The sequence below is a fragment of the Promicromonospora sp. CA-289599 genome, from assembly GCF_050936155.1.
In the GTDB taxonomy this organism is placed as follows: Bacteria; Actinomycetota; Actinomycetes; order Actinomycetales; family Cellulomonadaceae; genus Promicromonospora.
This window is the reverse complement of sequence record NZ_JBNJNI010000001.1, coordinates 1,532,143-1,546,597: the sequence shown is the minus strand read 5'-3', so window position 1 is coordinate 1,546,597 and position 14,455 is coordinate 1,532,143. Positions and strand designations below refer to the sequence as shown.

Sequence of the window (14,455 nt, the reverse complement as noted above, 5' to 3'; positions counted from 1 at the left end):
TCGGCGCGACGCCCGCCGTCGAACACCCTGGAGGAGAGCCACCGCATGACCATGTCGAGGACCTTGCGTGTGGACGGCCCCGAATGGTCGCGGCTCCAAGAACTGATCCGTACTGGTATCCATGACGGCGACGCTGCCGCGGAGATCCTCGCGGAGCACCGTGACGCCCCGGTACGCGGCTCGCTGGTCGCCGTGCACCGGGATCGCGGCACGGAGACCCTGTTGACGATGTCGGGCGACCAGATCGTGCTGGTCACGCGGCGCCTGGCGCGGGTCGACGGCCGGCGGCGCGTCGAGCCCGGCGCGCAGGTCACGTTCACCACACCGGAAGACCTGTGGCGTTCCGTCGCGCGCACCCTCCCGGATACCGGCGCGCTGCGCGCTCCGTCGTCGGCCGCGGCCGGAAGCCGGGATCAGACGCTGGAACTATCGCGTGACGCGACGCTGGAGCTGCTCTCCCGCGAGGACTACGCGCTGCGGGTGCGCGTCGAGGCCTGGCGCGGCGGCGAGGTGCCAGCGGTGGCCTGGGACAGGCAATGGTCCGTGGCGGACGGCCGTCTGCTCGACGTGCGTCGCGAGGGCGCGACCATCAAGCTCGTCGAGCGCGCGGCCGACTCGGTCGCTGCCGAGCTGCGGTGGGCGGTCATCGCCGCATTCGACGCCACCACGACGTCACCACCGAGAGATGAATAGCTCCCCCGGGCGGCCTCAAGGCGCCCAGCGGCAGTATCCCGAATCCGGCATCGACAAGTTCGAGACGATCGTAGCGATCGTGCTCATCCCGTTCGGCTGTTTTTTCGCAAGTTTCTTCGCAGTCATCGGTGCGCCGAGGCCGTACTACTGCCCCGATAGCTGCCCCGACCAGGCCTTCGCCGACCTGGCCTTCACCGTGGGCTTCTTGGTGATGATCTTCGGCCCGTGGATCTGCTGGCTTGCGTCCAGCATCTGGTCGGTCGCACGTGTCATACGCCGGAAGCGCGGAGCAGCCATCATGACCGGCGGGCTCGTCACGTCGATCGTCCTGTACGTGTGCACGTATCTCATGCTGCTCGCAGGAATCCGCTGACCTCCTGTGCTGATCGAGGGCGTTCCGCACCACCATCCCTCGCCGGGGCCTGGCCGGCCCCAAACCGCTTGACCGACTCTGGTCACGCATCAGACAGGATGGTTGCGAGCGCGATCGTTGCGCCTGATACGGACGCGTAGTCGCAACGGTCGCGCTCACAACCAGGTCCGGCAGCGTGGTGGAATGACGTGATGGAGCAGCTTCAGCCGCAGCCAGCGCTCGTCCGGGATCGTCTCGCACCCGCAGAACGCCGCCGGGTCGCACGGCACCTCCTGCTCGACGGGTTCGGTCTGGCCGCACAGGAACGCCTCGCCGCGTCGCGCGTCGTGGTGGTGGGTGCGGGCGGGCTCGGTTCCCCGGTGCTGCAGTACCTCGCCGCGGCGGGGGTGGGCACCCTCGGCATCATCGACGACGACGTCGTCGAGGCCTCCAACCTGCAGCGGCAGGTGCTGCACTCGGTGGCTGACGTCGGACGTGCCAAGACGGTGTCCGCCACCGACGCACTGCGCGGGCTCGCGCCCGAGGTCGAGGTGATAGCGCACGGCGAGCGGCTGACCCGCGACAACGCCGCGGCGATCCTCGGCGGCTACCACCTGGTGGTCGACGGCTCGGACACGTTCGAGACGCGCTACGCCGTGTCGGACGCCGCCGCGAACCTCGGCCTGCCCGTCGTCTGGGGCACTGTGCTGGGCTGGGACGGCCAGGTGAGCGTCTTCTGGTCGGCAGCGCCCGACGGGAGGGCGATCACCTACCCCGACGTGTTCGGCCCGCAGCCGCCCGAGGGGGAGTCGTGCGCGACGGTGGGCGTGCTGAGCCCGGCGTGCGGTGTAGTGGGCTCGACGATGGCGGTCGAGGCCGTCAAGGTCCTGACCGGTACCGGCGATCCGGCGCTGGGCCGGCTGCTGGCCTACGACGCGCGCACCTCGGCGTGGGACACGATCGCGCTGGCCGCGCCGCCGTCGTCCCCGAGCGGTGTCGCGCTCGCGGAGCCGACACCGCCCACGGAGCCGGAGCCGGAGCTCGCGGCGCCGGAGCTCACGTCCGCCGGACCGCCGTCCGACAGCCCTGAGCTGCCCGGGGTGCTGCTGCTCGACGTCGGGCTGCTGCCGGGTGCGGTGCTCGGTGCGGTGTTCGCCCGGCTGGAGGACCTCGCGGCCGGCAACCTGCCGCCGGAGCTGCTGGACCATCCCCTCGACGAGCCCGTGGTCGTGGTGTGCGAGCGCGGTCTGCGGTCGCGCGGTGCGGAGCAGCTGCTGCGCGCCGAGGGGTGGCGCGACGTCACGAGCCGCGCCATCATCGGGTGAGCGCAGAGTGCAGCGCAGGGTGCGGGCCGAGCTTGCGAGGCACGCGCCCGTAGCGGGACTCCGCGCTCACCCGATACAAGGATCGAGTGAGCCCACCTGCTGGACACGTCCCGTTCATCTGGACGTACCGGACCTTTGGTGGGCGAGACACCGCCTGCTCCTAGGTTGACGACGACCTACCCCCCAGCTCGGACCGGAGAACCTCCGATGACGATCGCCCCCGAACACCGCTCGCTCCTGACGGTGCACACGCACGCGCGCGGCAAGCGCAGCCCCGTCACGTGCCGTCTCAAGTGCAACGACGCGTGCCTTCACCCCGCTCCCAACGAGAGCGCCAACGAATACTTCAAGGACGTCGTGAGCTCGGTGCTGTCGCGCCGCGCGATGCTCGGCACACTGGCGGTCGCCGCGGGCGCCGTGGTGATCGGTGCGCAGGGTGTCGGTGCGCCGTCCGCGGCCGCCGCGACCCTGCCCGAGGGGCGTTTCCCCGGCCACGGTGGCCGCGGCCTGGCCTTCGGTGCGATCGACCCGCAGCCCGTCGACGTCGACGCGCTGGTCGTCCCCGAGGGCTACACCTGGGACCCGATCATCCGCTGGGGTGACCCGATCCTCCCGGGCGGGCGCACGTTCGACCCGAACAACCAGTCGCCCCAGCAGCAGGCCAAGCAGTTCGGCTACAACTGCGACTACCTCGACATCCTGCCGATCCGGCCCCGCGAGAAGCACCGTGGCACCCGCGGGATCCTGGTGTCGAACCTGGAGTACACCAACCCCGAGACCATGTTCCCGCCCACCGAGCGGTACTGGGACATCGCCGCTGACGGCAGCCGCACCAAGAACGCCTACTCCCGCGCGATCGAGCGGGCGGCGCACGGCATGGCCGTCGTCGAGGTACGCCGACGCGGCACGGGCAAGCCGTGGGACTACCAGCGCATCAGCGTGCTCAACCGCCGCATCCACATGGACACCGAGTTCGTGCTCGACGGCCCCGCGGCCGGCTCCGACCTGCTCAAGACCGCCGCGGACAGCACCGGCCGCCGCGTGCTGGGCACCATGAACAACTGCGCCGGCGGCACCACGCCGTGGGGCACCGTGCTGTCGGGCGAGGAGAACTTCAACGGCTACTTCGTGGCCGCCGGAGCCAACCCGACCGCCGATGCCCGCTACGGCATCGGGAGCTCCACCAGCTACGGCTGGGAGGCCGACGAGCCGCGCTTTGCCCAGTCCGAGGGCTACGAGAACGAGGCCAACCGGTTCGGCTGGATCGTCGAGCTCGACCCGTACGACCCGGACTCGAAGCCCGTGAAGCACACCGCGATGGGCCGGTTCAAGCACGAGGGCGCCAACGTCACGCTGTCCCGCAAGGGCCACGCCGTCGCGTACATGGGCGACGACCAGGCGTTCGACTACGTCTACAAGTTCGTGTCCAAGGACCGCGTCGCCAAGGGCGACTCCCGCTGGGCCCGCAGGCACAACAAGACGCTGCTCTCGGAGGGCGACCTGTTCGTCGCCAAGTTCACCGGCGACTCGCCGGCCGCCGAGATCGACGGCTCGGGCGCGCTCCCGTCCGACGGCGCCTTCGACGGCACCGGCGAGTGGCTGCCCCTGGTGCAGGACGGCCGCAGCAAGGTCGCCGGCATGTCCGTCGAGGAGGTGCTGGTCTACACGCGCCTGGCCGCCGACAAGGTCGGCGCCACCAAGATGGACCGGCCGGAGGACGTCGAGATCAGCCCGGTCACGGGCCGTATCTACGTGGCGTGCACCAACAACTCCGGCCGCACCCCGACGAGCACGGTCGAGGGTGCCACGGAGCCGAACCCGCGCACCCACAAGGTCGTGAACGGGGCCACGATCAACGGCAACCGCGACGGCCATGTCGTCGAGATCATCCCCTCGGGCGACCAGACCTCCACCCGGTTCACGTGGAACCTCCTGATCGTCGCGGGCGACCCGGCCGTCGAGGGCACCTACTTCGCGGGCTACCCGAAGGAGCGCGTCTCCCCGATCTCCTGCCCGGACAACCTCGCGTTCGACGCCGAGGGCAACCTCTGGATCTCGACCGACGGCCAGCCGAGCTCCAGCGGCATCGCCAAGTGCGACGGCCTGTTCAAGGTGCCCGTCACGGGCCGCGAGCGTGGGCACGTGCAGCAGTTCCTCTCGGTGCCCGCGGGCGCAGAGACCTGCGGCCCGCTCGTCGACTCACGGGACGGCATGGTCTACGTCAACGTGCAGCACCCGGGCGAGGACGGGACGTTCGCCGCGCCGCAGTCGTTCTTCCCGGACTACGTGCCCGCAGGCGTCCGCCCCGAGGCCGGCGACTTCCGTGGCCCGCGCCCGACCGTGGTGCAGGTCTACCGCGAGCGTCGTTCGCCCTGGGGCGGCGGCGACCGTGACCGCGACTGACGTCTGAGGTCGCGCGACGCTGTTCGCCGGGGCACCGCCGGCCGGGCCCGTCGGGACTTCGGTCCCGGCAGGCCCGGCCGGCGGTGCCCCGGCGCTTTCTCGCGCACGTCACACCCGCGGGATGCGATCAGGGCCTCCAGGCGTTCGTAGACTTGATGACCGTGACCACCCCGCCCCCCGTTCCCGCACGCAAGCCGCTCACGGCGAGCGGTGCGCACGGCGAACCGCCCCGTGAGCCGGACGGCGCATACCTCGACCACGCCGCGACCACGCCCATGTCGGCCGCGGCGCTCGCGGCGTTCGTGGCCGAGGCGCAGCGCACCGGCAACGCGTCGTCGCTGCACTCCGCGGGGCGCACGGCACGGCGTGCCGTCGAGGAGGCGCGCGAGACGCTCGCGAAGTCCCTGGGCGCCCGGCCGAGCGAGGTCATCTTCACGTCGGGCGGCACCGAGTCGGACAACCTGGCGATCAAGGGCATCTTCTGGGGGCGTCGCGCGCAGGACACGCGCCGCTGCCGGATCCTCGTCTCCGCAGTCGAGCACCACGCGGTCCTCGACCCGGCGTTCTGGCTGGCCGGCCACGCGGGCGCCGAGATAGTGCTCCTGCCCGTCGACGGCGAGGGCCGGCTCGACCTCGACGCCCTGCGCGCCGAGCTCGCCGCCCACGCCGACGAGACGGCCCTGATCAGCGTCATGTGGGCGAACAACGAGGTGGGCACCCTCCAGCCGATCCGCGACGTCGTGCGCGCCGCGCGCCCGTACGGCATCCCCGTGCATACCGACGCCGTACAGGCCGTCGGCCAGGCCGAGGTCTCCTTCGCCGACTCCGGCGTGGACGCCATGACCGTCAGCGGGCACAAGCTGGGCGGCCCCGTCGGCGTCGGCGCGCTGCTCGCGAAGCGTGACCTGGCCCTCGACGCGGTGCTGCACGGCGGCGGCCAGGAGCGCGGCGTGCGCTCCGGGACGCTCGACACCGCTTCGATAGCGGCCTTCGGCGTCGCCGCACGGCATGCCGTCGAGTGCCTGCCGGAGCGTGCCGCCCGGCTGTCCGCCCTGCGCGACGACCTCGTCGCCCGTGTGCGGGTCGCGGCACCCTCCGCGGTGCTGCGCGGCCCCGAGCCGACGTCGGGCGACCGGCTGCCCGGTAACGCGCACTTCACCTTCCCCGGCGCCGAGGGCGACTCCCTGCTGTACCTGCTGGACTCGGCGGGGGTGCAGGCGTCCACCGGTTCGGCCTGCCAGGCGGGAGTGCCGCAGCCGTCGCACGTGCTGCTCGCCATGGGCGTCCCCGAGGCGGAGGCCCGCGGCGCCCTGCGGTTCACGCTCGGCGCCACGTCCACCGAGTCCGACGTCGACCGGCTCGCCGCCGCGCTGCCCCACGTGGTTGCCCGCGCGCAGGCCGCGGGCCTGGTGTCCGGCCGTTCGATCGGAGGCATGTGATGAGGGTGCTCGCGGCAATGTCAGGCGGCGTGGACTCCGCGGTCGCCGCGGCGCTCGCGGTCGAGGCGGGGCACGACGTCGTCGGCGTGCACATGGCACTGTCCCGGAACCGGGACCAGTTCCGTACCGGATCGCGCGGCTGCTGCTCCATCGAGGACGCCGGCGACGCCCGCCGTGCGGCCGACATGCTCGGCATCCCGTACTACGTGTGGGACCTGTCCGAGCGGTTCGAGGACACCGTGGTGGCCGACTTCCTGTCGGAGTACGAGGCCGGCCGCACCCCCAACCCGTGCGTGCGCTGCAACGAGCACATCAAGTTCGAGGCGCTGCTCGACAAGGCGACGGCCCTCGGGTTCGACGCCGTCGCGACGGGTCACTACGCACAGATCGTGACCACCGAGGTCCCGCTGCCCGACGGCGGCCGGCAGACCGTGCGCGAGCTGCACCGCTCGCCGAACGACGCCAAGGACCAGTCCTACGTGTTGGCGGTCGCCGGTCCTGAGCGGCTCGCGCGCGCGATGTTCCCGCTGGGCGGGTTCGCGTCCAAGGACGAGGTGCGCGCCGAGGCCGCGAAGCGCGGCCTGTCGGTCTCCGCCAAGCCCGACTCCTACGACATCTGCTTCGTGGCAGACGGCGACACCCGCGGCTTCCTGCAGTCCCGCCTGGGCTCGCGCCCGGGCTCCGTCGTCGACACCGACGGCGAGGTCGTGGGCGAGCACGACGGCGCCTACTCGTTCACCGTCGGGCAGCGCAAGGGCCTCGGGCTCGGGCGGCCCGCCGCCGACGGCAAGGCGCGGTACGTCGTCGACGTGCAGCCCGCGACGAACACCGTGGTGGTGGGACCGGCCGAGCTGCTGAGTGTGGACCGGATCGCGGGGGAGAAGGCCCTGTGGTTCGAGGGCGTGCTCTCGGGATCGCCGGTCGAGCCCGTCGAGACCCCCGCCGACGTCGTCCCGGACGCGGACGGCTGGTTCACCGCCGAGGTCCAGGTCCGCGCACACGGCGCGCCCGTCCCGGCGCGGGTGCGGTCGGTCGCCTCGCCCGGCGACGCGTATGGTGACGACGTCCCGGAAGGCGAGCGAACGCCGTCGGCGGACGGATCCCACCGGCTCGCGAACGCGATGGAGATCGAGCTGACCGGGGCTCCGCTGCGTGGCGTCGCGCCTGGCCAGTCGGTGGTCGTGTACCGCGGGACGCGTGTGCTCGGCCAGGCGACGGTCTCCCGCGCCTGGCGGGCCCCCGCGGCGCGTTAGGCAGCGCCGCGAGCCCGCACATCTGAACAAGGAGAGCTGATGACCGCTGTGACCGGACACGGGCCGTGGCCCGGAGGCGAGCGCGATGTGCTCGAGGCACAGCAGATGGCGCTCGGCGAGCTCGCCGAACTGCCGACCGGCGTCGACGCGCTGCCGTTCCTGACGCAGCTGCCGCAGCGTGGTCCGGGCGCTGACACCCTCGGGCGGACGGCGGTGCGGCTCGCCGAGATGCCCGTCGAGCTGGGGCCCCACGGCTGGAAGCTCACCGACCGGCCGGGGATCGACGCACGGCGGGCCGATACGTTCTGGCGCGAGGACCTCGAGGCCCTCGCCATCGCGGCGCACGGCCACACGGGTCCGCTGACCGTGGAGATGCTCGGGCCGTGGACACTGGCGGCCCAGCTCTGGTCGGCCCGCGGGGACCGCGTCCTGGCGGACACCGGAGCCCGCGCGGCGCTGGGCCTCGCGCTCGCCGGGAGCCTGCGCACGCTCGTCGCCGACATGGTCGCCCAGGTCCCCGGCGCAGAGGTGACCGTGCAGCTCGCGGAGCCGCTGCTCGGCCAGGTGCACGCGGGCGTGCTGCCTACGTTCTCCGGGTTCTCGCGGCTGCGGGCGGTGGCGGGGCCCGAGATCGTCGAGGGCCTGGAGCCGGTGCTCGCGGCCGTGCGGGACGCCGGCGCGCGCTCCGTCGTCCACCTGGGCAGCACCTGGGTCGGTGTGCCGGCAGTGGTCCTCGCCGGAGCCGACGCGCTGGGCCTCGACCTGGCCGACGTCGGACCGGGCGGCTGGAACGAGCGGGCCTGGGAGCTGCTTGCCCGCGCGACGGAGCGCGGGACCGGGCTCTGGGCGGGGCTGCCGCCCGCGCAGGTCTCGCAGTGCGCGGGACCGGCGCTCGGCACGCTCGCCGACCTGGTCGCCGTCCCGTGGCGGCGGATCGGCCTGCCCGCCGCGCAGCTCGCCGACGTGACGCTCCTGGCCGCGCACCGGAAGTCGCTCGGCTCGACGGACGCCCACCGCGCGGAGCTGGCCAACCTGGGCCGGGTAGCGGAGGCCCTGTCGGAAAAGGCGGAAGCCTGACTCCCGTACCAGCCTGCTGACTCGGCGTCCGAGGTCCGCCGAGTCAGCAGGCTGGTCCGACCACGTGGCTGACTCGGCTGCCCAGGTCCATCGAGTCAGCACGTCGGAAGACCATCGAGGCTGGTGCGTGTCGACTGGTTTTCCACAGCCATGGCCCAACCTCTCTGCCATTGCATGCGAATGATCGTCAATATGGCTGGATGAAGCGGAAACCTGATTTCGAGAGCAACCTGGAACGCATCGCCCGCTGGCAACGAGCCAGACGAGACGGAACCGATCCGACCGTGAAGATGTACTCGGCCGACCGGACAGCGGGCCCCTCGGTTCCCAAGGCGTTGCCCTATCGGCGGGACGAGCGGAGGAAGCTTGCCGAAGATGCTCGGGCGGGTCGGATCGAGCGGTTACGTCGCGCTGTCTATCTGCGGCGCTTCGTCCCGTCGGGCCGTGCGAGCCGTGACAGCGAGACCACGACGGCACGCACAGTGCGCGGGGTGGTCGAGGCGTCGCGCTCGGGCTTCCTGTTCAGCCACACGACGGCGGCGTTGTTGCACGGATGCTGGCTCTACAGCGTTCCCCGGGCGGTTCATGTCACCTATCTCGCGAAGCCGCACACCCGAAGCTTGGCGGGAGATGGCGTGCGCAAACACTGGGCGACGTTGAGCCACCGCGATCGCACGGCCATTGACGGGATCCCGGTCACGACGCTTGAGCGGACGATCGTGGACTGTGCTCGCCTGCTGCCGTTCCACAGCGGGATAGTGCTGGTGACGTCCGCCTTCCGGCTCGGAGCGGACCCGAAGCTGGTCGGTGAGATCCTCGTCGAGATGTGCGGCGCCCGCGGCATCGTCCAGGCGCGTGAGGTGGTCGCAGCGGTCGAGCCGGGATGTGCCTCGCCTGGCGAGGTGCTCACCTACCATGCGGCCCGGCGCCTTCGGCCCCAACGGCCGGATACACAGATTCCCGTGACGACGCGACGCGGCGTCTACTGGGTGGACTCCGGCTGGTCGGATCTCAAGATCGGTTTCGAGTTCAGCGGGGCCGTGAAGTTCTCGGGCGGCGAGTTCGGCGATCCTGACGGCCGGCGGCAGGATCAGTCGGCGCGAACACAGGCGCTCATGGAAGCTGGATGGTGGATCGTCGATCTGTCGTGGAAAGACGTGACCGACCCGGAGGCGCTCGACCTCATCCTGCGCCAAGCGCTGGTGGACCGCCGTCGACAGCACACTGCATAGCCTGCTGACTCGGCGTCCGAGGTGCGCCGAGTCAGCAGGCTGGTCCGACCACGCAGCTGACTCGGCTGCCCAGGTCTATCGAGTCAGCTCGCTGGTGTCGCGCCCGACAAGCGGGTCCAGAGGAACGTCCAGTGCGTCGCCGCCATGTACGCCGCCTGGGCGTTGTTGGCCGCGCCGCCGTGACCGCCCTCGATGTTCTCGTAGTACGTCACGTCCTTGCCCGCGGCCAGCATGAGCGCTGCCATCTTGCGGGCGTGGCCGGGGTGCACGCGGTCGTCCTTGGTCGACGTCGTGAACAGCACCGGCGGGTAGTCGCGCGCGGCGTCGAACAGGTGGTACGGCGAGAAGCTCCGCACGAACTCCCAGTCAGAGGTGTCCGGGTCGCCGTACTCGGCCATCCAGGACGCGCCCGCGAGCAGGTGGGAGTACCGCTTCATGTCCAGCAGCGGCACGCCCACGATGATCGCGCCGAAGAGCTCCGGGTACTGCGTCAGCATGTTGCCGGCGAGCAGCCCGCCGTTCGAGCGACCCTCCATCCCGAGCCGCTCCGGCACGGTCACGCCTCGGGCGACGAGGTCACGCGCCACTGCCGCGAAGTCCTCGTACGCGCGGTGCCGGTTCTCCTTCAGGGCGGCCTGGTGCCAGGCCGGCCCGTACTCGCCGCCACCGCGGATGTTCGCCACGGCGTACACCCCGCCGCGCTCCAGCCACGCGCGGCCGACGGTGCCCGAGTACCCGGGCAGGATCGCGTGCTCGAACCCGCCGTAGCCCCACAGCAGGGTGGGCGCCGGTCCGGCCTCGCCCGAGACGAGGTCCGCCCGGCCGACGACGAAGTACGGCACGCGCGTGCCGTCGTCCGACTCCGTGAACTGCTGGCGGACCTCCATGCCGGCCGCCTCGAAGTACGACGGCGCGGACTTGAGCGCCTCGGGCGCCGCCGCCGTCTCGCCGGGTCCGGCGACGGTGGTGCGGCCGAGGGTCGACGGCGTCAGGTAGCCGGTGGTGACCACCCAGACGTCGTCCGAGTCGACGACGTCCACCGCGCCGACCCCGACCGTGAGCAGCTCGCCGCCCACGGGGAGCTCGGAGCGTGCCCACTCGCCGTCCGGCGTGGCCACCGTGGGCGGCGTCAGCACGTGCAGCAGGTTCTTCACGTCGTCCAGCACGTTGACCACCAGGTGGTTCCGCGTCCAGGTGATCCCGGCGAGCGACGTCGTCGGCGTCGGCTCGAAGAGGACCGTCAGGTCGCGCGACCCGGCCATGAAGTCGTCGAAGCCGGCGGCGAGCAGCGACCCGGCGAGGTAGGTCGTGCGGCCGACCGTCCAGTCGTCGCGCAGGCGCACCAGCATCCACTCGCGGTGCATGCCCACGTTCGCGGAGTCCGGCACGTCGATCTTGGTGAGGGTCTGCTCGGGCGTGCCCGCGTTCGTCGCCAGGTACGTCTCGTTGGCGTAGAACCGCAGGGCGCGGTGCACCAGGTCCCGCTCGAAGCCCGGGGTGTGCGAGCGGGACGCGCTGATGTACATGTCCTGGTCGGTGCCCTCGTAGACGACGGTCGCCTCGGCCAGGGGAGTGCCGCGCAGCCACCGCTTCACCACCCGCGGGTAGCCCGACGGCGTCATCGTGCCCTCGCCGAAGTCCGTGAACACGTAGACCGTGTCCGCGTCGATCCAGGACAGCCCGCCCTTGGCCTGGGCGCGCACGAAGCCGCCGTCGCTCTCGGGCACGAACTGCTTGGTGACGAGGTCGAACTCGCGCGTCACGTCGGAGTCGGACCCGCCGGGCGACAGGTCGACCAGCGCGTGCCTGCGCGGCTCGCCCGCCGCGAGCTGCTCCGCCGTCGGGCGCAGGACGCTCGCGCCGTGCCAGACCCAGCTCTCGCCCTCCTGGGCCGCGAGGGCGTCGAGGTCGAGGACCGTCTCCCACTCGGGGTCGTCGGTCCGGTAGGAGTCGAGCGTCGTGCGGCGCCACAGGCCGCGCTCGTGCTCGGCGTCCTGCCAGAAGTTGTAGTAGTGCTCGCCGACCTTCGAGACGTGCGGGATCTTGTCGTCCGAGTCGAGGACCTCGCGCACCGCACGCTCGGTCTCGGTGAAGGCGGGACCGCCGAGGACCTGGGCGCTGTGCGCGTTGCGCTCGCGGACCCAGCTCAGGGCGGTCTCTCCGTCGACGTCCTCGAGCCATGCGAACGGGTCCGTGGCTGCGGGGTCGAGGGGCGTGGCCGGGAGAGCGGTTCGGGGGGCGGTCTGGGTGTGCTCGACGCTCATGGAGAGCACCCTACGCGGCCGGTCACGGCACCGGCCCTCCTGGGACCGTATGCCTCGGGCCGGAGAAGACATGCCCGGTTTGTACAGTATTGTGCGGCTATTGCGCCACGGGGCTGCCCTATTCCTCAGTGGCACATATTTTCGCTGGTCGCACCACGGTCGTGCCCTTCCACGCGTGGGACGCCCTGTGGTAGAAACTGCAGTCCAGGGGGTTGTTCGCCTCCTCCAGCCGAGTTCGTGGAGCAAGCCGCGGTATCTGCCGTGACCGGCCTTCCCAAACTCTGACGAGACAACTATTAGGGGGATCGGCTCGGTGAGCTCGATGTCTTCTTCTCCTCCGCCGAGCAGGCTGCGCCAGGTCGCACCATGGGTGTGTGTCGCCGGCGTGCTTGCCTATGTACTCGTAGCACCAGTCCTGTTCACCGCCACGGGGGCCTCGTCCACGTGGCCCGCATGGCTCGTCGGCATCGCCGCCGTCGGGCTCGCGGTGGCGGCCGCGCTGATCGCCGCGCGGTCCTCACGGGACGACCTCGCCGCGCACGAGGACCTCGTCCTGGCACACCGCCGGGCCGAGGAGCGTGCGGACGCGGCGTCCAGGGCGCTCGACGCCCTGGCGAACGAGCAGCTGCCCGCGTTCCTCGACAGCGAGCCCGCCCCGCCGCTCCCGCACCTTCCGGGTGACGCGGGCGCCCAGGCTCGTCTGGACGAGGCAGCGGCCATGCTCGCCCGCGTCCAGGAGGAGCGTGTCGCCCGTCGCGACGCCGTCCAGGTCGCCGTGGTCGCCTTGAGCCGCAAGGTCCAGGCCGCCGCGCACCGCATCCAGGAGGAGGCGGCGCGCATGGTCCAGCGCCACCCCACCGACCCGGACATCCTGCAGACGTCGATGCGTGTCGACCACGCCGCCGCTCAGCAGGCTCGTCAGGCGCAGAGCCTCGCGGCGCTGTGCGGCGAGTGGCCGGGTCAGCAGTGGAGCGAACCGCTCCCGCTGCCCGACGTCGTCAAGGGCGCCGCGAGCCGGATCACGGCGTTCCACCGGGTCGAGGTGTCGGGTGACCCCGGCGTCGCCGTCTCGGCGCGCATCGTCGAGCCGCTCATCCATCTCGTGGCCGAGCTGCTGTCCAACGCCACGCAGTCCTCCCCGCCCACCACGCAGGTGCTCGTCTCGCTGCGCCAGGTGCAGCGCGGCGCGGTCGTCGAGATCGACGACTGCGGTGTGGGCCTCGACCTCAAGCAGCTCGAGCAGGCACGCGACATCGCCTCCGGGAAGCGCGAGATCAGCATCACCGAGCTGGGCGAGATCCCGCAGACCGGTCTGGCCGTCGTCGGTACGTACGCGCGGCGCCACGGGTTCCGCGTGGACGTCACCGAGTCGGTGTACGGCGGCCTGCGCGCCATCGTCATGATCCCGGCAGAGCTCACCGAGGCAGTGGTGCCGTCGGGCATGCTCACGCCGGCGGCGACGCTGCCGAGCGCCGGCTCCCACACCAGTGGGGCCTCCGCGCTCGGGTCCCGCCGCAGCGCCACCGCGGTCGCCGAGGCACCGCTCGTGACCGAGCTGCCCAGCGCAAAGCCCGCGGACGACGACGAGTGGCCCGCACCCGCGGCGCCCGACCCGGCTACCGTGGTTCCCGTCGAGCCGCTGAGCGCGCCCGGCGTCGTGGCCGACGAAGAGGAGGAGACGCCCGTGGCCGGTGCCCCGGTGCAGGCCCCTGGCGAGCTGCCCCTGCGTCCTGGGCGAGCCCGCCCGGAGGACGACGAGTTCCCCGAGCCGTCTGCGCTCCCGCAGCGGCGATCGCGCCGTGGAGAGGCGGAAGCGACCGACGACCGGACCAAGGCCACGGAGCCCCGTACCGAAGTTCCTGGTCCCGCTCAGACGGCCGAGGAGGCCGGTGAGTGGATGGGTGCCTTCTTCAGCTCGACCGAGGCGCAGTTCGGGGACTCACCAGACAGCAGCGAACCGCCGGCTGGAGCCGGTGGACCTTCGGAGGACCGATGACTACGCACGCCGACGGCATGACCAGCACCGACGGTAATAGCTGGATGCTCGAGCTCATCAGTGGTGTACGGGGGGTCAAGCATGTTGTCGTGCTCACCTCCGACGGACTGATGAAAGTTCGGACGGACCAGACCCCGCTGGACGTGGCCGACAAGGTTGCTGCGGCATGTGCCGGACTTGTGGCGCTGGGGATGGGAATGAGCAGGGAGTTCGGGAACAGCGAGACGATCCGCCAGGTGATGGTTGAGTTCGACGGCGGATTCCTCTTCGTCCGGGGAGCCGGTGACGGCTCGCGTCTCGCGGTCGTCACGGAGACGGTGATCGACCCGGCGCTGATTGCCCAGCAGATGCAGGCCCAGGTCCTCATGATCGGGGAGCGCACCCTGGGCACGGAGCGGATCTCCAGCTGACCCCGCCCCAG

The 14,455-nt window shown here is 71.6% G+C and carries 11 protein-coding genes; 10 read left to right on the top strand and 1 reads right to left on the bottom strand.

All coding sequences use genetic code 11. The features are described 5' to 3' along the window. Positions 1-45: 45 nt before the first annotated feature. From ACQEVI_RS06875 to ACQEVI_RS06840, 8 genes are all read left to right on the top strand, one after another. The gene (locus ACQEVI_RS06875) at positions 46-693 is read left to right on the top strand and encodes a hypothetical protein (RefSeq protein ID WP_432896015.1); all 648 of its coding nucleotides are present in this window, start codon (positions 46-48) and stop codon (positions 691-693) included. Next, on the top strand, positions 686-1,066 hold the full coding sequence (locus ACQEVI_RS06870) for a hypothetical protein (protein WP_432896012.1): 381 nt from the start codon (positions 686-688) through the stop codon (positions 1,064-1,066). Before ACQEVI_RS06875 ends, ACQEVI_RS06870 begins: the two co-directional genes overlap by 8 nt. Before the next feature lie 191 nt (positions 1,067-1,257). Continuing rightward, positions 1,258-2,370, top strand: a complete 1,113-nt coding sequence (locus ACQEVI_RS06865; RefSeq protein WP_432896009.1) for a ThiF family adenylyltransferase — start codon at positions 1,258-1,260, stop codon at positions 2,368-2,370. A 207-nt stretch (positions 2,371-2,577) separates the two neighbouring features. Continuing rightward, positions 2,578-4,773: a PhoX family protein gene (locus ACQEVI_RS06860; protein WP_432896006.1), complete on the top strand. Its 2,196-nt coding sequence runs from the start codon at positions 2,578-2,580 to the stop codon at positions 4,771-4,773. Positions 4,774-4,928: 155 nt separating this feature from the next. Next, on the top strand, positions 4,929-6,212 hold the full coding sequence (locus ACQEVI_RS06855; RefSeq protein ID WP_432896003.1) for a cysteine desulfurase family protein: 1,284 nt from the start codon (positions 4,929-4,931) through the stop codon (positions 6,210-6,212). Beyond that, the gene (gene mnmA, locus ACQEVI_RS06850; RefSeq protein ID WP_432896000.1) at positions 6,212-7,465 is read left to right on the top strand and encodes a tRNA 2-thiouridine(34) synthase MnmA; all 1,254 of its coding nucleotides are present in this window, start codon (positions 6,212-6,214) and stop codon (positions 7,463-7,465) included. The genes ACQEVI_RS06855 and mnmA overlap by 1 nt, the downstream gene beginning before the upstream one ends. A 39-nt stretch (positions 7,466-7,504) precedes the next feature. Continuing rightward, a complete protein-coding gene (locus tag ACQEVI_RS06845; RefSeq protein ID WP_432895997.1) occupies positions 7,505-8,542 on the top strand; it encodes a hypothetical protein in 1,038 nt (345 codons plus the stop codon). A gap of 200 nt (positions 8,543-8,742) precedes the next feature. Beyond that, positions 8,743-9,774, top strand: a complete 1,032-nt coding sequence (locus ACQEVI_RS06840; RefSeq protein WP_432895994.1) for a type IV toxin-antitoxin system AbiEi family antitoxin domain-containing protein — start codon at positions 8,743-8,745, stop codon at positions 9,772-9,774. Positions 9,775-9,857: 83 nt separating this feature from the next. Here ACQEVI_RS06840 and ACQEVI_RS06835 read toward each other — a convergent pair whose 3' ends face one another. Continuing rightward, complete coding sequence (locus ACQEVI_RS06835; RefSeq protein WP_432895991.1) at positions 9,858-12,038, bottom strand: prolyl oligopeptidase family serine peptidase; 2,181 nt, start codon at positions 12,036-12,038, stop codon at positions 9,858-9,860. A gap of 322 nt (positions 12,039-12,360) precedes the next feature. Between ACQEVI_RS06835 and ACQEVI_RS06830 the strand changes: the two genes are divergently transcribed. Beyond that, positions 12,361-14,034: an ATP-binding protein gene (locus tag ACQEVI_RS06830; protein ID WP_432895988.1), complete on the top strand. Its 1,674-nt coding sequence runs from the start codon at positions 12,361-12,363 to the stop codon at positions 14,032-14,034. A 17-nt stretch (positions 14,035-14,051) separates the two neighbouring features. Continuing rightward, positions 14,052-14,444 (top strand): roadblock/LC7 domain-containing protein, encoded by a 393-nt coding sequence (locus ACQEVI_RS06825; RefSeq protein WP_116677953.1) that lies wholly within the window; start codon positions 14,052-14,054, stop codon positions 14,442-14,444. Positions 14,445-14,455: the final 11 nt, after the last annotated feature.